Raw genomic sequence first — 17,662 nt, 5'->3', positions numbered from 1 at the left:
CATGCTCGCGGTGCTCTCTGCTGCCACAGGGGTTTTCACGTACCTTCGCGAGCGACGACACCGCTAATAGCGCCGAGGCCCCAGGGTGAGAAGGCCGGAGGGTCAGGTAGCCTGCCAGACTGGGCGGCAGTCCGACGACGACCGCCGATCATAGGCAGAGCAGCCACGACCTCAGGAGCCCCAGTGACCGACCGACTCGACCTCGACGGTGCCAGCTGGACCCGCATCTCGCCGAAATACAAGTGGCCCGAGATGGCGAGCTACGCGCTGAGCGGCCTCGTGCTGGCGGGGGTGTCGGCATTCACGTGGTTCACGGGCCAGTGGTGGGGCTATGCGCTGACGGCCGGGATCCTTATGGTCACGATCCTCCTGGTCGCCTTCACGCCGCGCCGAGTCCGATCGATCGGCTACCAGTTGCGCGATGACGACCTGCTCGTGCGCCGCGGCATCTTCTTCTTGCGCTTCGTCGCCGTGCCCTACGGCCGCATGCAGCTGATCGACGTCAACCGCGGCCCGGTCGTGCGCGCTCTCGGCCTGAGCGACCTCAAGTTCGTCACCGCCGCCGCGGCGTCGGCTGTGACGATCCCGGGGGTTCCCGCCGCCGAGGCCGATCGGCTGCGCGACAAGCTCGTGCAGTTGGCCGAGACGCGGCGGGCCGGTCTGTGAGCGGCTGGACGCCCGGGCCCGAATACCCGCCGGAGCCCCCGCGGCCGCCGGCCAAGCCCGGGGCGTCGGCCAAGACCGCCGCGCCCGCCATTGACTTCACCGACGGCGAGTGGCACCGGCTGCACCCGGCGACCCCGTTGCTCAAGGGCGGCTTCGTGCTCATCGTGGTCTTGGGCATCTTCGTCAACAGCTTGCGGGAGCAGCTCGTCGAGTTCTTCCTGCCCGGGCCCGACGGGCGCCGCGGTGGCCAGAGCGACGATCCGGTCGGGTATGCCGTCGACCACGGGCTCCTCCTCTTCATCGTGCTGGGCATCGTCGCCCTGCTCGTCGTGATCGTCGCGATCTTCTACGTCTCGTGGCGGATGAACACCTTCCGGGTCACCGCCGACACCGTCGAAGTCCGCAGCGGAGTCTTCTTCCGCACCAACCGTCGGGCTCGCCTCGACCGCATCCAGGGCATCAACGTGCAACGGCAGCTGTTCGCCCGGATCTTCGGGGCGGCGAAGCTCGAGATCAACCAGGCGGGCAACGACGCGAACGTGCCGCTCGCCTACCTCCGCTCGGCGTCGGCCGAAGAGGTGCGGTCCGAGATCCTGCGCAGGGCCAGCGGTCGTGCGGAGTCGGAGCGCGAAGCAGCCGGGAGAGCGCAGCCGGGCATCGCGCAGCAGGTCGGCGCGAGCGGGGTGCTCGAGAAGCGCCTCAACGAGTTCCTCGCCGAGCCGCTCGGCGAAGGAGAGACCGAACCGCGCTCGGTCGTGCGGATGCACCTCGGGCGCCTGATCGGCTCGGCCGTGCTCAGCGGCTTCACGCTCTTTCTGGTGGCCATCATCGTGGCCGTGGTTGTCAGCATCGTCACGACGGGCGAGTACTTCCTGCTCTTCGTGTTCTTCCCGACGCTCCTCGGGTCGTTCAGCTACTACTCGCGTCGTGTGGTGAAGTCACTCCGCTACTCGATCGCCTCCACACCCGACGGGATCCGGATCGGCTGGGGTCTGCTCTCGACGAGCAACGAGACGCTGCCGCCCGGCCGGGTGCACTCCATCCGCCTGAGCCAGCCCCTCGCCTGGCGGCCGTTCGGCTGGTGGGAGGTCAAGATCAACCGTGCCTCGCACTCGTCGACCAAGGGCGCAGACAACCAGGCCAACACGACGATCCTGCCCGTGGGCAGCAAAGAAGACGTCACGCGCGTGCTCGAGTTGATCCTGCCGCAGCTCGTCGGGCTCTCGGCCGCCGAGGCGGACGCGGCCGAGGCGCTCGCCGCTGGGCACACGACCGCCGAAGACGTCGTCGCGGCGCAGCCCGGGCTGGCGGTCGAGAAGTCGTCCGAGACGCTGTCGCTCATCGAGGCGGGCATGACGTCGAGCGGCGACGAGGGGGGCTTCGCCAATTCGCCCCGCCGTGCCGCCGTGCTCCGCTGGTTCTCGTGGCGCCGCAACGGCTTCCGTGAAGCCCCGGGCGCTGTGCTGCTGCGCAAGGGGGCGATCTGGCGTCAACTGATCGTCGTTCCACTGCCGCGCGTGCAGAGCGTCGGAATCACGCAGGGGCCCCTTCTGCGCCGACTCGGGTTGGCCGCCCTGCAGTTCCACACCGTGCAGGGCCCGATCACCGCGAGCATCGGCGCGCTCGACCAGGCGCAGGCGGCCGAGTTCTTCGAGACGTCGGCGGCACACGCCGTGGGCGCGGCTCGAGCCGACCAGACGCACCGGTGGCTGGAGGGGGTCGGGGATGCGCCCAGTACCTCGGGTCAGCAGTGGCCGGCGCCGGATCCTTCGTTTCGCCGTGTCGACGGAGAGACCTCGTGAGCCCGGCCGGCCGGCCCTCGGGGCGACTGGGTGTCGGAATCGTCGGCGCCGGCCACGTCGGGCCGATCCTCGGAGCCGCGCTCGCCGCAGCCGGGCACGCCATCGTCGGCATCTCGGCCGTGTCGGAGGTGAGCCGCGACCGGGCCGACGCGATCCTGCCCGGCGTACCGATCCTGTCGGTGCAAGACATCGTCGAACGGAGCGAGCTCGTGCTTCTCGCCGTGCCCGACGACCAGCTCGACGACCTCGTCTCGGGGCTCGCCGCGACCAAGGCCTGGCAGGCCGGGCAGCTCGTGGTGCACACGTCGCCCGGGCACGGTCTCTCGGTGCTCGACCCGGCGAGGGCCGCGGGCGCGATCCCGATCGCCATCCACCCCGCACTCCTGTTCACCGGCACCACCATCGACCTCGTCCGGTTGCGCGAGGCCTACTGCGCCGTCACGGCTCCGGGCCCGGTGCTGCCGATCGGGCAGGCGCTCGTGGTCGAGATGGGCGCCGAGCCCGTCGTCGTCGCCGACGCCGACCGGGCGAAGTACGCCGAGGCGGTCGAGACGGCGACGACCTTCTCGGCCGCGATCGTGTCGCAGTCGGTCGGCATCCTCCGCGAACTCGGACTCGACGAACCCGGTCGGGTGATCGCGCCGCTCGTGCGATCCGCGATGGACCGCGCGCTGGGCACAGCCGACGGGTCGCTCGGCCCCGGTACCATCGAGATGCCGTCTTTCGACGACGACGGCCCCCTCACCTGATCTTTGGAGTTCGAGCGATGACCGACGCGCCTGCCGACCTGACAGAAGACGAGGTCTTCGAGCAGAAGGCCGTCCGCCTCGAGAAGCGCCTGCGCCTGATCGAGTCCGGCGAGGGCGCCTACCCGGTCGCCGTGCCGATCACCACCACGATCCCGGCCGTCCGCGCGCAGTACTCCGAGATCGAGACCGACACCGCCACCGGCGACATCGTGGGTCTCGCTGGGCGCATCGTGCACTTCCGCATCGGCGGCAAGCTCTGCTTCGCGGCTCTGCAGTCGGGCGACGGCGAACGCATTCAGGTGATGGTGTCGCTGGCCGAGGTCGGCGACGAGTCGCTCGCGCGGTGGAAGGCCATGGTCGACCTGGGCGACCACGTCTTCGTGTCGGGCGAGGTCATCTCGTCGCGGCGGGGCGAGCTCTCCGTGTTGGTCAAAGAGTGGCAGATCGCCTCGAAGTCGATCCTGCCGCTGCCGAACCTCCACTCCGAGCTGAGCGAAGAGACGCGCGTCCGTAGCCGCTACCTCGACCTCATCGTCCGCGAGCAGGCGCGCGCCACGGTTCGCACTCGCGCGGCCGTGATGAAGTCGCTCCGCGCCACGTTCGACGAGCACGAGTTCCTCGAGGTCGAGACCCCGATGCTGCAGACGATGCACGGCGGCGCCTCGGCTCGGCCCTTCGCCACGCACTCGAACGCCTTCGACACCGAGCTGTACCTGCGCATCGCGCCCGAGCTCTACCTCAAGCGCGCGGCCGTCGGTGGCATCGAGCGCGTCTTCGAGATCAACCGCAACTTCCGCAACGAGGGCGCCGACTCGACGCACTCGCCCGAGTTCGCGATGGTCGAGGCGTACCAGGCGTACGGCGACTACAACCAGATCGCCGACCTCACGCAAGAGATGATCCAGAAGGCCGCTTTCGCGGTCGCAGGATCCCACGTGGTCACCTGGGCAGACGGCACCGAGTTCGACCTCGGCGGCAACTGGGATCGCATCTCGATGTACGAATCGCTCAGCGAGGCCGCCGGCACCCGCATCACCGTCGACACCCCGTTGCCCGAGCTGCAGGCCATGGCCTCCGACCTCGGCATCAGCGTCGCCCAAGAGACCCACGGCAAGCTCGTCGAGGAGCTTTGGGAGCACTTCGTCAAGGGTTCGCTCGAGCGCCCCACCTTCGTGATGGACTTCCCGCTCGACACGTCGCCGCTCGTGCGCGCGCACCGCAGCAAGCCGGGCGTCGTCGAGAAATGGGACCTCTACGTCCGCGGCTTCGAGCTCGCCACCGGCTACTCCGAGCTGGTCGACCCCGTCGTGCAGCGCGAGCGCTTCGTCGAGCAGGCGCAGCTCGCGGCTCGCGGGGACGTCGAGGCCATGCGCCTCGACGAGGACTTCCTGAAGGCGCTCGAGCACGGAATGCCGCCGACGGGCGGCATGGGCATGGGCGTCGACCGGCTGCTCATGGCCATCACCGGCCTCGGAATCCGCGAGACGATCCTCTTCCCGCTCGTCAAGTGATCCCGGTGTGCGTCCGGGCTTCGTGACGTACCCTGAGGGCATGCCTGATTCGCTCCTCGGCGGGATCGTCTTCTCGATCGCCCCGACAATCCTCGTCGGCCTGATCTTCTGGTTCGCCATGCGCGCGATCTTCCGCGCCGACAAGAACGAGCGAACGGCCTACGCCACTATCGAGGCCGAAGAGCGCGCGAAGGCCGAAGCTGAAGAGGCCCGGCCGGCGGCGTAAGCGGGCTTCCGCGACGACACCCTCGCAGCAACCGACACCCCCGCACCTCGAGTGCGGGGGTGTCGTCGTCGTGCGGGGCGGACGGTGGGTCGAGCGGCGGTGGCGCGGATCCTGGTGTCCCCCTTCTGCGCGGGGCTCTGGACATCGGAACGAAATGCGCCGGACACCTTCGTGACCCCCGGCGTCCCCCAATCGGCGAGAGCGGGGGTACGGAACCTTGGGAATTCAGCGCTATTGCCTGGGCCTGGCGTACCCCGTAGAGAGAGAACGGGCAGTACACCCGAAGGGCACTGCATGTCAAAGAATGTGCAGTGGCGTACCCCGATACGCCGTCTTTTCTGGGAGCGTCCCCAAAGATTACTTGGGAACGCCCTGAACGGTTTTGGGAGGGCTGTACCCGCTCGGAAGACTCGTAGTGCGGCGAAAACATCCGAGCATCGGAGCTTCACCGTCGAATCGGGGTCTCAGCAGGGGCCTGATTTCGCTAGGGATGGAGAAGAAAACATGTCGACAACTATCGATAGCAACGTCCGCGCGAACACCAAGGGCGCCACCACCGCCGCACAGACCAGCACCTCCACTGACGACGATGTCGAAGTGGAAGTCCTCGGGCAGGTGCGGGGCGCCTCGACCGACCAGGTCGGCGACTACCTCCGCCACATCGGCCGCATGCCCCTCCTCGACGCCCAGGAGGAGACCGAGATCGCCCGCCGCATCGAGGTCGGACTTTTCGCCGAAGAGAAGCTCGCCGAGCTCGACGCCGCCGGCAAGGTGTCGGCCTCCGACCGCAGCGACTACCGCTGGCTCATCCACGACGGCGAGCGTGCCAAAGACCGCATGATCACGGCGAACCTCCGCCTGGTCGTCTCGATCGCCAAGCGTTACACGCAGCGTGGCCTCCCCTTCATGGATGTCATCCAGGAGGGCAACCTCGGCCTCGTTCGTGCCGTCGAGAAGTTCGACTACACGCAGGGCTACAAGTTCTCGACCTACGCTACCTGGTGGATCCGCCAGGCCATCGCCCGCGGCCTCGCCGACAAGGCGCGTGCCATCCGCATCCCGGTTCACACCGTCGAGCGCATCAACCGCATCTCGCGCGCCGAGCGCGACCTCACCGTCGACCTGGGCCGTGCGCCCACTGTCGACGAGGTGGCCGCCGAGGTAGCGATGGAGGTCGCCGACCTGGTCGACCTCAAGTCGCGCTCGCACGAGCCCGTCTCGATCCACACCGTCGTCGGCGACGCGGAAGACTCCGAGCTCGGCGACTTCATCGAAGACGAAGAGACCCCCTCGCCCGGCGAAGCGACCGAGACGTCGTTGCTGAACCGCGACATCCACTCGCTCGTCGAAGGCCTGCCCGACGACGAGGCCCGCGTGATCCGCATGCGCTTCGGCCTCGACGACGACCAGCCAATGACCCTCGACGAGATCTCCAAGCGCGTCCACTCGTCGCGCCAGGCCGTCTCGCGCGTCGAGTCGCGAGCTCGCCTGCGCATGTTCGCAAAGGCTGTGTCGCAAGACCTGCAGCTATACCTGCAGTAGAGCGTTTTCCGGGGCCGCCCCGTCCCGTTTGTCGGCGTTGTTAGGCCCGTCCGTGCTGAATACGGGCGGGCCTTTGCCGTGGGCGGTGGGTGGCGGTCGGCCGGCCCGCCGAGTGTCGCCGAATGTCGTCTCCCGGCCTTGCCCGGTGGCATTTGCCGTCACTCGGGGTGCCCGGGTTCGACGGCTGGTATGCGAGTGCCGCCTAATGCCGCCGCCGGAGGCAGGGCGGCTGCAATTGGCGGCACTCGAGAACGCGGCCTAGTCCCCACAGGGAATTACGCGCCCGCATCTCTCCACAGAATTGGGTGCTCGCCGTCCGGGGGTAGCCCCGCTCGCCAGGCTTGATGCATGAGATCTCCCCTCCCTCCCCTCCTGCTTGGCGCTCCCTTCGCCGTGGCAGAGGCACGCGCTCTGGGCCTTCGCCGGGCACGGATCGACGCCACCGATCTTCTAGTGCCGCACCACGGCATTCGCGTCGCCGGGACGGTCTCCACCATCGAAGAACGATGTGCGGCCCTCATGCCTGCTCTGCGGCCGGATCACCTGTTCAGCCACCTCACGGCCGCCGCGTTGTGGGGTCTCCCTCTTCCCGGGGGCGCAGGATCCGGCCCGCTGCACGTCGTCAGCCCGAGTGGGGCGCATCCGAGCCGCCCGGGTGTCGTCGCCCATCGCTCCCTGGGTGTATGCGGTCGGTTCGTCGACATCCTCCCCGTGGTCGACCCCGTCACGTGCTGGCTGCAGTGCGCCGCGCTCCTGCCGCTCGACGACATCGTCATCATGGGCGACGCGCTCGCCGGGCGGTGGTCGCCGTTCGAAGCCGCGAGGGAGCTCCCGGTCGAGCGGTTGCAGGTGGCGGCTCGGCGCTGGGGTAGCCGGCGGGGGGCTCGGCGGCTGCGGGAGGCCCTGGGGTGGATCCGACCGAACGTCTGGTCGCCGAAAGAGACCGAGCTCAGGCTTTTGATCGTGCGGGGCGGATTGCCCGAGCCACCCGAGCTCAACGGAGAGGTCACCGACGACGGCGGGCGGGTGCTGGGGCACGGCGATCTCGTGTACCGACGGCAGAAGAAGGTGATCGAGTATGAGGGTGATCAGCATCGCAGCGACCGGGGCCAGTGGCGTCGAGACGTGCTGCGCTACGAGAACTTCCACGACGCGGGCTGGCGAGTGCTGCGAGTGACCGACGACGACTTCGGTGCGCCCAGGGCGCTGATCGACCGTCTCTCTCGACACATCGGGGCGGAGGCGCTAGCGTGACGAGCACCGGCGGAGAACGCCCACGAGCGACCGAAAGAGGGCGCGGCGAGCGGGTCAGTGCTGTCGCAGGAAGCGGGCCCGGACCGCCGGGGGGACCAACTCGAGCAGTTGGTCTTCTCGGAGCGGAAGGTCCATCAGGCTCAGCTTCAGTCGCCCCTTGCGGCCGTGGCGACCCGCGTCGAGGCGGGCCACGATCCCCGCGTCTTCGCGGAGGCGCACCTTGATGACGGCGCCCTCGCCGACGTCCGACACCACGCGTCCGTCGAGCTCGAGAGCTGCCGAGCGCGTGCCCGCGCCGACCACGAACTTGAGGAGCTCCTTCGGCCCGAGCACGATGGTCCGGTCGATCCCCGCCATCGGAGCGACCGGGGTCACGATGGTCGCGGCGACGGCGGGGCTGACGACCGGGCCGCCCGCGGCGTAGTTGTAGGCCGTCGAGCCCGCGGGCGTCGACACGACCACGGAGTCGGCTTTGAAGTAGCCGTAGGGGGTGCCGTCGACGAGCAGATCGGCGGTGACGACGCCCTGGCCGGGGCGGCGCGTCACGGAGAGGTCGTTGAAGGCCAGGAAGGAGGATTCGAATCCGGTCGACGAGACGACGACCTCGATGGCGTGGTGCGACTCGAGCGAGAACTCGTTCGACGCGAGCGTGTCGAGCACGCCCGGCAGTTCGGCGGGCTCGATCTCGACCAAGAACCCGACGTTGCCGTAGTTCACTCCGAGCACCGGCACAGGGCGCTGCGAGACGAGGCGCATGGCCCCCAGCATCGTGCCGTCACCACCGAGCGACACGACGACGTCGACCCGCTCGACGAACGTGGCCTCGTCGACCAGTTCGATGCCCTCGCCGACCCGTGCCGCATCGTCGGTCAGCGCGATCAGGTGGGCGCCGGCCGGCCCCTGCCATTCGCGCAGCACGTCGATCGACGGCGTGACCGGCTTCGTGGGGTGGGGGATCAGACCGACCGTGTAGTTGCCCATGACCCGAGGCTAGTGAGCGACGCTTGGAAGACCGTCACGCCGCCAGCGAACAGGGGCAGACTCCCGCCCGTGCCGTGGTTACTCTCGACATACGCGACGCCCACCCCCTCGGGGCGTCGACCGTCATATCGGTGACGTTCCAGCCCGTCACCAAGGGAGTTTGAAGATGTTCGAGAGATTCACCGACCGTGCCCGTCGCGTTGTCGTCCTCGCTCAAGAAGAAGCGAAGCTGCTCAACCACAACTACATCGGCACCGAGCACATCCTGCTCGGCCTCATTCACGAGGGCGAAGGCGTCGCCGCCAAGGCGCTCGAGTCGCTGGGCATCTCGCTCGACGCCGTGCGCGAGCAGGTCCAAGACATCATCGGTCAGGGCCAGCAGCAGCCGACCGGCCACATCCCCTTCACGCCCCGTGCGAAGAAGGTCCTTGAGCTGAGCCTGCGCGAAGCGCTGCAGCTCGGCCACAACTACATCGGCACCGAGCACATCCTGCTCGGCCTCATCCGCGAGGGTGAAGGAGTTGCCGCACAGGTCCTCGTCAAGCTGGGCGCCGACCTGAACCGGGTGCGCCAGCAGGTCATCCAGCTTCTCTCGGGGTACCAGGGCAAGGAGGCGGTTGCAGTGGGCGGAGAAACGCAGGCTGGCCCGCAGGGTGGGTCGCAGGTGCTCGACCAGTTCGGTCGCAACCTGACCCAGGCTGCGCGCGATAACAAACTCGACCCGGTCATCGGGCGCGAGAAGGAGATGGAGCGCGTCATGCAGATCCTCTCCCGCCGCTCTAAGAACAACCCCGTGCTGATCGGTGAGCCCGGCGTCGGCAAGACCGCCGTCGTCGAGGGCCTCGCCCAGGCGATCGTCAAGGGCGACGTGCCCGAGACGCTGAAAGACAAGCAGCTCTACTCGCTCGACCTCGGGTCGCTCATCGCAGGAAGCCGCTACCGCGGTGACTTCGAAGAGCGCCTGAAGAAGGTCACCAAAGAGATCCGCACCCGCGGCGACATCATCGTCTTCATCGACGAGATCCACACCCTCGTGGGTGCGGGTGCCGCCGAGGGCGCCATCGACGCGGCCTCGATCCTCAAGCCGCTCCTGGCCCGAGGCGAGCTGCAGACCATCGGCGCGACCACGCTCGACGAGTACCGCAAGCACTTCGAGAAAGACGCCGCCCTCGAGCGTCGCTTCCAGCCCGTCCAGGTGCACGAGCCCTCGCTGCCTCACGCGATCAACATCCTCAAGGGGCTGCGCGACAAGTACGAGGCGTTCCACAAGGTCTCGATCACCGACGGCGCGATCGTCGCCGCGGCGAACCTCGCCGACCGCTACGTCGCCGACCGCTTCCTGCCCGACAAGGCCATCGACCTGATCGACGAGGCCGGCGCCCGCCTGCGCCTCTCGATCCTCTCGGCCCCGCCGGAGCTGCGAGAGTTCGACGAGAAGATCGCCGTCGTCCGTGGCCAGAAGGAGGCCGCGATCGAAGATCAGGACTTCGAGAAGGCCGCCTCGCTCCGCGACGAGGAGAAGAAGCTCCTCGGTGAGCGTCTCCGCCTCGAGAAGCAGTGGCGTTCGGGCGATGTCGGAGCATCCGGCACCGTCGACGAGGGCGTCATCGCCGAGGTCCTGGCTCAGGCCACGGGCATCCCGGTCTTCAAGCTCACCGAAGAAGAGACCTCGCGTCTCGTCTTCATGGAGAAGGCGCTGCACCAGCGGGTCATCGGCCAGGAGCAGGCGATCGCCGCGCTCTCGAAGACGATCCGACGCACCCGCGCCGGTCTGAAAGACCCGAAGCGCCCCTCGGGCTCGTTCATCTTCGCCGGCCCGACCGGTGTCGGAAAGACCGAGCTGGCCAAGGCGCTCGCCGAGTTCCTCTTCGACGACGAGAACGCTCTCATCAGCCTCGACATGTCGGAGTACGGCGAGAAGCACACCGTCTCGCGTCTGTTCGGTGCCCCTCCCGGATTCGTCGGATTCGAAGAGGGCGGCCAGCTGACCGAGAAGGTCCGCCGCAAGCCGTTCTCCGTGGTGCTGTTCGACGAGATCGAGAAGGCCCACCCCGACATCTTCAACTCGCTGCTCCAGGTTCTGGAGGAGGGACGTCTGACAGACGGCCAGGGTCGAGTCGTCGACTTCAAGAACACGGTCATCATCATGACGACCAACCTCGGCACGAAAGACATCACCGGTGGCCCCGTCGGCTTCCAGATCGAGGGCGACACGGCGACCTCCTACGAGCGCATGCGCTCGAAGGTGACCGAGGAGCTCAAGAAGCACTTCAAGCCCGAGTTCCTGAACCGCGTCGACGAGACGATCGTGTTCCCGCAGCTCACGCAGCCGGAGCTTCTCCAGATCGTCGACCTGTTCGTCAAGCGTCTTTCTGACCGCCTGCTCGACCGCGACATGACCGCCGAGCTGTCGCTCGCGGCCAAGGAGCAGCTCATCAAGGTCGGGTTCGACCCGTCGCTCGGTGCTCGGCCCCTCCGTCGTGCGATCCAGCACGAGGTCGAAGACCAGCTGTCGGAGCACATCCTCCAGGGTGAGCTCAACGCCGGCGACCACGTGAAGGTCGACTACGTCGACGGCAAGTTCACCTTCGAGACCGGGCGTCAACCGGGCCGCGAAGAGGTCTTGGTGCTCGACAAGGGCGCTGAAGAGGCGTAAGTCTGGACCGCACCACTTCGAGGGCGGCTCTCCCACTGGGAGGGCCGCCTTCGGCGTTCCCGTAGGCTTGCGACTATGACGTCTGCCGCTATCACCACCCGCAAGGCGCTGGCGAGCGACGTGCCCCACATCCAACGGTTGATTGCGCCGTACGTGAGCCGTCGGATCCTTCTGGGCAAAGACAACGTCACGCTGTACGGCAGCATCCAGCAGTTCCAGATTGCGCTCGACCCCGACGGGGTGCCGATCGGCTGCGGTGCCCTCAACGTCTTCTGGGACGACCTCGCCGAGGTGCGCACCCTCGCGCTCGACCCCGAGTGGATCCACCACGGCGTCGGCCACAAGCTTCTCGAGGGGCTCGAGAACGACGCCCGCTCGCTCGGCGTCGGCCGCATCTTCTGCCTCACCTTCGAGGTCGACTTCTTCGTCAAGCACGACTACCTCGAGATCGGCGAATCGGTCGTCTCGCCCGAGGTCTACGCCGAGCTCGTGCGGTCGTCCGATGAGGGCGTCGCGGAGTTCCTCGACCTCGCCCGCGTCAAGCCGAACACCCTCGGCAACACGCGCATGCTCAAGGTGCTGCCCCCGGTCTGAGTCGCGGTCGACCCGCCTGACCGGGGCTCCGCCTGACGATCCGCCGCACGCCCGCGTGACTCGCCGGGCACATCCGGGTCGCGGTACCGGCGGGCGCTTACCCTGTGCGCATGTCGTCGATCAAGCATCCCGTCGGCTCGGAACCGAGCTCGGTGTACTGGCGTCGCCGCGCGATCGTCATCGGGGTGCTGGTGCTCGTGGTGATCATCGTCGTGTTGATCGTGGCAAAGCCGGGTTCAGGATCCGACGCGACGCCCGCTTCGACCCCGACCACGTCGGATCCTGCGGTTTCGCGCACTGCCACGCCCAAGCCCGCCCCCACGGCCGCCGCCACGTCGAAAGCCACCGACGCCCCTACGGTCTCGGCCTCGAATGCCACCTGCGACGCGGATGCGATCACGCTCAAGCCCGTCGCCGACCAGGCCTCGTACACCTCGCTGGAGCAGCCGCAGATCTCGATGTCGATCACCAACACGTCGACGTCGGCGTGCTCGCTCGACCTCGGATCGGCCGAGCAGGTGCTGTCGATCACCTCCGGCGCCGAGACGTACTGGTCGTCGAAAGACTGCCAGGTCAACGGCACGCACCAGAAGATCACGGTGAAAGCCGGCCAGACGCTGACCACCCCGGCCATCGCCTGGGATCGCACGCGATCGTCGTCGTCGACCTGCAACAGCTCGCGGGCATCGGTGCCGGCCAGCGGAGCCAGCTACCACCTGTCCGTCGCCGTCGGGTCGATCAAATCGGCCACGTCGGCGCTCATGATTCTGAACTGAAACGGCACCATCGAATGGCATCCCCGAAACCCGAATTCCGCTCGGAGCAGCTCGAGCAGGCGCTCGCCGCTCAAGACGTCGCCGCGGTCGCGTTCGCGCTCCGCAACGACGTGGTGGTCGTGCCGCGCCTGGTGCTCGCCGACCGCAAAGACGAGCAGGTGCGGGTCTTCGGGCGGGAGAACACCGACAAGCGGATCCTGCTGCTGTTCTCGTCGGCCGAGACGTACAAGGCCATGGTGCCGAATGAGAAGGTGCGACTCGTGATGCTCTACGACGGGGCGAAGCTGCGCGACTTCATCGAAGCGCACCTGGACGTGCTCGAGCAGGTGTTCTTCGACATCGCCGGGCCGCACACGATGGCCGCGAACCCGGAAGATCTGCTGCGGGCGTTGCGGGCGTAGGCGCGCGGGCTGGCGGGCCTTCGGCCTACCTAATCGGGCGGTTGAGGCGGGTCGCAGGCCTGAAAACGCCGAAATCGTAGGGTGACGGTTCAGAACTCTGGCAGAAGTGGCCCGAGGGGACTGTTTGGGGGCATGGATCGGCCGGTTTTGCCAGACTTCTGAACGGTCGGGGCTCAGAACGCGGCGTCGAGCTCGCGGTCGCGGTCGCTGGACGCGCTGGAGAACGCCTGCCGGAGCGCCTCGCGCAGGTGCTCGGACGACGAGTCGATGATCTGCGTGAAGCCGAGCCGCGCGGCCTCGGAGGCGCGCTGCTTGCCGGAGGAGACGGGTCGGATCTCGCCCGCGAGGCTGATCTCGCCGACGGCCGCCAGGGTGTGGGGGTAGGCGCGTTCGCGGCTGGCCGAGGCGAGTGCAAGTGCGATGGCGAGATCGGCGCCGGGCTCGGTCAGCTTGATGCCGCCGACCGTCGAGACGTAGACGTCGGCGTCGCCGAGGCGGATGCCCGCGCGACGTTCGAGCACGGCGAGGAGCATGGCCACGCGGGAGGCGTCGACGCCGTTGACAACGCGGCGCGGCTGCGGCGCAGTGCTGGAGACGATGAGCGCCTGGATCTCAACGGGCAGGGCGCGGCGGCCCTCCATCGAGATGGTGATGCAGGTGCCAGAGACCGGGGCGCCGCCCCGCGACATGAACAGGCCCGACGGGTCTTTGACCTCGGCGATGCCATCGCCCGTCATCTCGAAGCAGCCCACCTCGTCGGTCGGGCCGAAGCGGTTTTTGTGGGCGCGGATGAAGCGCAGGGATGTCTGACGGTCGCCCTCGAACTGGCAGACGACGTCGACGAGGTGCTCGAGCAGGCGCGGACCGGCGATGCTGCCGTCTTTGGTGACGTGACCGACGAGCAGGATCGGCAGGTTGCGGTCTTTCGAGACGCGCACCAGCGTCGAGGCCACCTCGCGCACCTGCGACGGACCGCCCGCCATGCCCTCGCTGGCCGACGACGACACGGTCTGCACCGAGTCGACGATCACGAGCGACGGCTTGGTCTGCTCGATCTGGCCGAGGATCACGGCGAGATCGACCTCGGCGGCGAGGAAGAGGTTGGGGTGCATGGCGCCGGTGCGCTGGGCGCGGAGCCGCACCTGCGAGGCCGACTCTTCGGCGGTGACGTACAGCACACGAGCACCCTGCGCGGCGGCACGCGACGCGACCTCGAGCAACAGGGTCGACTTGCCGACGCCCGGCTCGCCCGAGAGCAGGATCGCGGCCCCGGGAACGATACCGCCGCCGAGCACCCGGTCGAACTCGGCGATGCCGCTCGGCCAGTGCGAGACGCTCTCGGCCGGGATCTCAGTGATCGGTCGCGCGGCACGATCGGCCGGCACCGCGATCGCGCTCACACCGCGGCTGGAGGCGACAGCGGCCGACGCGTCGACGACGGTGCCCCACGACTGGCACTCGGCGCATTTGCCGACCCATTTGATCGACGACCAGCCGCACTCGGTGCAGCGGAAAGTGGAGGTAGGGCGAGCCATGGGGCAACTCTAGGTGGTGCCACCGACACCGGCGGGTGTTGCTCACAGGGGCCCGGCTGGTGCGGGTGGAGCAAGCGGGGGTGGCCGCGGATCCTTGGTGTGTCGGGTTTGGGGTTCGGCTCAGGAAGTCGCGGTGACGTCGTCGTCGGACCGCGCGATCGCAGCCCCGTGAGCTCGGTCGGCGACGGCCGAGGCAACACTCGTGACCCGGCGCGACGCGGTCACATCGGCTGCTGCCCGTTCGGCGGCGATCCGGGCCAGGCGCGCGTCGATGGCGGGGAAGAACGCCGACGCCCACACCGTGTAGCCCTTATCGTTCGGGTGGAACAGGTCTTTCGCAGTGTTGCGGTAGGTGCCGATGTAGCCCTGCCGGCGGGTGGTCGCATAGAGCGGGGCGACGGTCAGGCCGAGCTCCCCGGCGACACGGCGCACGATCTCGTTCGCGACGGCGACCTTCTTCTCGAGGTCGGGCAGCAGCATGAACGGCAGGTCGGCGACGATCGCGTGCGAGGGGAGGGCTCCGTAAATGGCACGGATGTTCTTCTCGAACTTCGCGGCGTTGAACTCGCCGACATCGTTCGAACCGATCGCGACCGTGACGATGTCAGGAGTCAGATCGGCTAGGCGCGGCACCTGATTGATCTTGCACAGGCGCGTCGTGGAGCCGCTCACCGCGAGGTTCTTGACGCCCACCGTCGAGCGGGTGGTGCGCTTGATGTGCTGACCGATGCGGCCGACGTAGCTGCGCGACGGAGCCGACGCGCCGATGCCCTGCGCGGCCGAATCGCCGAGAGCCACGTAGCTGAGCGCTCCCTGCTGGGTAAAGCGCTCGCGCCACCACTTCGAATGCACGGGCAGCGTGCTGTTGAGCACGTCGGCCGCGACCTGGCGGCGGGCCATGAAGCGGCGGTAGTAGGCCGTGCCCGCGACGGCTGCTGCGGCTGCTCCGCCGACCGCTCCGGCGATCGCCTTCGTGTTGGTCATTCCGGCACGATACGCCCTCGCGGGTGTGCGGCCGCTCGGCCGTCTGCGCCTGGCCGAAGCGCAGGATCCGTCGGCTCATCCGGGCGATTCGGCAAGCTCCCGAATCTGTACTAAACTCGATCTCGGTACCGTGTCCGAGCGGCCGAAGGATCATGTCTCGAAAACATGTGTGGGGGTTAACTCCACCGTGGGTTCAAATCCCACCGGTACCGCCACAGAAAACCCCCGCAAATCTTTGGAAACACAAGGATCGGCGGGGGTTTTCTAGTTCCCGGAAACAGTTTCCGCCCACACATCGCCCACAACTGCCCGTGATCGAGCGTTATCCAGGGCGGTCGCCACTGCGTCGAGATCGTCGTCGAAGAGGCTCCCGTACACGTCCAGCGTCATCGCCGCGCTCGCGTGACCCATGAGCCTCTGAACAGCTTTCACGTTTGCTCCCGAGCTGATGGCCAACGATGCGGCCGTGTGCCGTAGGTCATGAATGGTGAGCTTGGGGAAGGTCGAGTCAGTTGCAATGCACCGCGTGCGAGCGCCGACATACCACCCGCGCCGGTTGTCCGGAGATCGCAGGTGCGTGGATCCAGTACCGAAAACAAGATCATCACGACCCTTACCTTCGCAGGTTCGGGCCAGATCCTCAGCGAGGAACGAGGGGAATGGGACGCTCCGGGTCTTATGCGACTTCGGAGTACCAACGATGATGTGACCGCCCACGTTGACGGCGTTCTGCTCGACCATCGCACGTCGGCGCAGCATGTCGAGATCCCGCAGACGTAAAGCCGTAGCTTCACCCCACCGCAGACCGGTGTAGGCGAGGAACCGCACCAGCGTTCCATGCCGGCCGGATTCCGAAGCGAGGCGCTCCACCTGGACGTGCGTCAGAAAGCGCTGCGGCTTGGGAGTCTTGCGGGGCAAATTTAAGTCGCGGGCTGGGTTCATTAGGATGCGGCGATCGCGGACAGCAGCATCGAGGATCGACGACAGGACGCCATGGACTCGCAGAACCGTTGTGGCCCCACGAGCCTTCTCACCCTGCGTGAGGCTCGTGACCCACGCCTGCACTTCGCTGTGCCGCACCTCGCCCACACGCACACCACCCCAGCGAGGTTCGACGTAAAGCCTCCAGGCAATCTCCAGGGGACGTAAGGACGACGGTTTCAGTTGCGTCTGCGTATCAAGCCACCCTGCCCCGAGCTCACCCACAGTGACACGCGAGGCGCTCGCGTCAATGAAATCGCCGCGAGCCTTCGATACCTCCACCGAGGCGAGGAACAGTCTGGCCTCCTCCTTTGTGCGAAACCCTTTCTTGTCCGTCTGCCGCCGGTCAGGGGTTCTGTATCTGACTCGGTACCGAAGACCCGCCTTGGTTGAGTAACTTTCGACAGACGCCATCAGTAGACGTTCGGCCCGGGATCGTCCGCGTACCCGGGCGTTACGCGCATGCGAAAGAGATCATTCGAGACCTCCCGCGACTGCCGGAATGCCTCTCTACCGACCGCCACGCTATTTCCGGGCCTTAGGGCGTTCTGAAAGTCGTAATGCAGCGGCCTTAGCCCACGGGCCCAGTCCCAAATCACATGCGCGTCGTTTTCATCGCCGGTGATGGTCAACGTTGCTCCAAAAGCGTCAACCGGTGGAAAGAGAAGTGCGTTCGGATTCACGTTCAACGCAACCGCTAAAGCAACCAGGTCATCTGCATCCACCTTTCGGTCGCCGTTTTCAAGCTTGCTCAAGGCTGATGGCGATATGGGTCGCCCGATCTCCCGAAGCCGGCTACTGAGTCCTCGAAGGTCAATTCCCATTCCTGTTCGCAACCGCCGAATGTTGAAGGCAAGCGTCTGGCCAGTGGGGCCAATGCCATTTCCTCGAACCCGATCATTCTCCATTCAAGAAACACTAACCGCGATAGTTGACACAACCTAGCGACCCTGCCTATGGTTCACTAACCGGAGTCAACCACGCGTTACAAGAAACCAGAGGAG

General features: G+C 67.3%; 17 protein-coding genes and 1 tRNA gene. 13 read left to right on the top strand and 5 right to left on the bottom strand.

Annotated features, from left to right (window positions below):
* The first annotated feature begins 183 nt into the window (after positions 1-183).
* From ITJ49_RS18035 to ITJ49_RS02685, 7 genes are all read left to right on the top strand, one after another.
* On the top strand, positions 184-666 hold the full coding sequence (locus ITJ49_RS18035) for a PH domain-containing protein (protein ID WP_370544339.1): 483 nt from the start codon (positions 184-186) through the stop codon (positions 664-666).
* Positions 663-2,468, top strand: a complete 1,806-nt coding sequence (locus ITJ49_RS02710; protein WP_194601044.1) for a PH domain-containing protein — start codon at positions 663-665, stop codon at positions 2,466-2,468. The genes ITJ49_RS18035 and ITJ49_RS02710 overlap by 4 nt, the downstream gene beginning before the upstream one ends.
* On the top strand, positions 2,465-3,217 hold the full coding sequence (locus ITJ49_RS02705) for a Rossmann-like and DUF2520 domain-containing protein (RefSeq protein WP_194601041.1): 753 nt from the start codon (positions 2,465-2,467) through the stop codon (positions 3,215-3,217). The genes ITJ49_RS02710 and ITJ49_RS02705 overlap by 4 nt, the downstream gene beginning before the upstream one ends.
* Positions 3,218-3,234: 17 nt before the next feature.
* Entirely contained in the window at positions 3,235-4,728 is a 1,494-nt protein-coding gene (gene lysS, locus ITJ49_RS02700; RefSeq protein ID WP_194601039.1) for a lysine--tRNA ligase, read from the top strand.
* 40 nt (positions 4,729-4,768) lie between these two features.
* Positions 4,769-4,954, top strand: a complete 186-nt coding sequence (locus tag ITJ49_RS02695) for a hypothetical protein (protein ID WP_194601036.1) — start codon at positions 4,769-4,771, stop codon at positions 4,952-4,954.
* A gap of 504 nt (positions 4,955-5,458) precedes the next feature.
* Entirely contained in the window at positions 5,459-6,496 is a 1,038-nt protein-coding gene (locus ITJ49_RS02690; protein WP_194601034.1) for a sigma-70 family RNA polymerase sigma factor, read from the top strand.
* Positions 6,497-6,844: 348 nt separating this feature from the next.
* Positions 6,845-7,750, top strand: a complete 906-nt coding sequence (locus ITJ49_RS02685; RefSeq protein ID WP_194601031.1) for a hypothetical protein — start codon at positions 6,845-6,847, stop codon at positions 7,748-7,750.
* Positions 7,751-7,804: 54 nt separating this feature from the next.
* On the opposite strand, the gene ITJ49_RS02680 is transcribed toward ITJ49_RS02685, so the two are convergent.
* Positions 7,805-8,731 carry an NAD(+)/NADH kinase gene (locus ITJ49_RS02680; RefSeq protein WP_123939933.1) on the bottom strand — a complete coding sequence of 309 codons (927 nt, stop codon included), beginning with the start codon at positions 8,729-8,731 and terminating at the stop codon, positions 7,805-7,807.
* Positions 8,732-8,754: 23 nt separating this feature from the next.
* On the opposite strand from ITJ49_RS02680, the gene ITJ49_RS02675 reads away from it, so the two are divergent.
* The 5 genes from ITJ49_RS02675 to ITJ49_RS02655 all read left to right on the top strand — a co-directional run bounded on the left by ITJ49_RS02675 (position 8,755) and on the right by ITJ49_RS02655 (position 13,158).
* Positions 8,755-8,895, top strand: coding sequence for a hypothetical protein (locus ITJ49_RS02675; RefSeq protein WP_194601028.1), 141 nt, complete (start codon positions 8,755-8,757; stop codon positions 8,893-8,895).
* 2 nt (positions 8,896-8,897) lie between these two features.
* Positions 8,898-11,387 carry an ATP-dependent Clp protease ATP-binding subunit gene (locus ITJ49_RS02670; RefSeq protein ID WP_055964520.1) on the top strand — a complete coding sequence of 830 codons (2,490 nt, stop codon included), beginning with the start codon at positions 8,898-8,900 and terminating at the stop codon, positions 11,385-11,387.
* A gap of 75 nt (positions 11,388-11,462) precedes the next feature.
* On the top strand, positions 11,463-11,981 hold the full coding sequence (locus ITJ49_RS02665) for an amino-acid N-acetyltransferase (RefSeq protein WP_055964522.1): 519 nt from the start codon (positions 11,463-11,465) through the stop codon (positions 11,979-11,981).
* A gap of 110 nt (positions 11,982-12,091) precedes the next feature.
* Positions 12,092-12,757 (top strand): hypothetical protein, encoded by a 666-nt coding sequence (locus ITJ49_RS02660; protein WP_194601025.1) that lies wholly within the window; start codon positions 12,092-12,094, stop codon positions 12,755-12,757.
* Positions 12,758-12,771: 14 nt separating this feature from the next.
* Complete coding sequence (locus ITJ49_RS02655) at positions 12,772-13,158, top strand: SseB family protein (protein WP_055964528.1); 387 nt, start codon at positions 12,772-12,774, stop codon at positions 13,156-13,158.
* Between the two features lie 173 nt (positions 13,159-13,331).
* Here ITJ49_RS02655 and radA read toward each other — a convergent pair whose 3' ends face one another.
* Entirely contained in the window at positions 13,332-14,693 is a 1,362-nt protein-coding gene (gene radA / locus ITJ49_RS02650) for a DNA repair protein RadA (protein ID WP_194601022.1), read from the bottom strand.
* A gap of 120 nt (positions 14,694-14,813) precedes the next feature.
* Positions 14,814-15,677, bottom strand: a complete 864-nt coding sequence (locus ITJ49_RS02645; protein WP_194601019.1) for an SGNH/GDSL hydrolase family protein — start codon at positions 15,675-15,677, stop codon at positions 14,814-14,816.
* Between the two features lie 124 nt (positions 15,678-15,801).
* On the opposite strand from ITJ49_RS02645, the gene ITJ49_RS02640 reads away from it, so the two are divergent.
* A tRNA-Ser gene (locus tag ITJ49_RS02640) sits at positions 15,802-15,892 on the top strand.
* Between the two features lie 49 nt (positions 15,893-15,941).
* On the opposite strand, the gene ITJ49_RS02635 is transcribed toward ITJ49_RS02640, so the two are convergent.
* Both ITJ49_RS02635 and ITJ49_RS02630 read right to left on the bottom strand, forming a co-directional pair.
* Positions 15,942-17,072, bottom strand: a complete 1,131-nt coding sequence (locus tag ITJ49_RS02635; protein ID WP_194601016.1) for a site-specific integrase — start codon at positions 17,070-17,072, stop codon at positions 15,942-15,944.
* The gene (locus ITJ49_RS02630) at positions 17,072-17,566 is read right to left on the bottom strand and encodes a helix-turn-helix domain-containing protein (protein WP_194601012.1); all 495 of its coding nucleotides are present in this window, start codon (positions 17,564-17,566) and stop codon (positions 17,072-17,074) included. The genes ITJ49_RS02635 and ITJ49_RS02630 overlap by 1 nt, the downstream gene beginning before the upstream one ends.
* Positions 17,567-17,662 lie beyond the last annotated feature (96 nt).

The sequence above is a fragment of the Frondihabitans sp. VKM Ac-2883 genome (genome assembly GCF_015350875.1).
Lineage (GTDB): Bacteria > Actinomycetota > Actinomycetes > Actinomycetales > Microbacteriaceae > Frondihabitans.
This window is presented reverse-complemented; position numbering and strand designations above follow the sequence as displayed.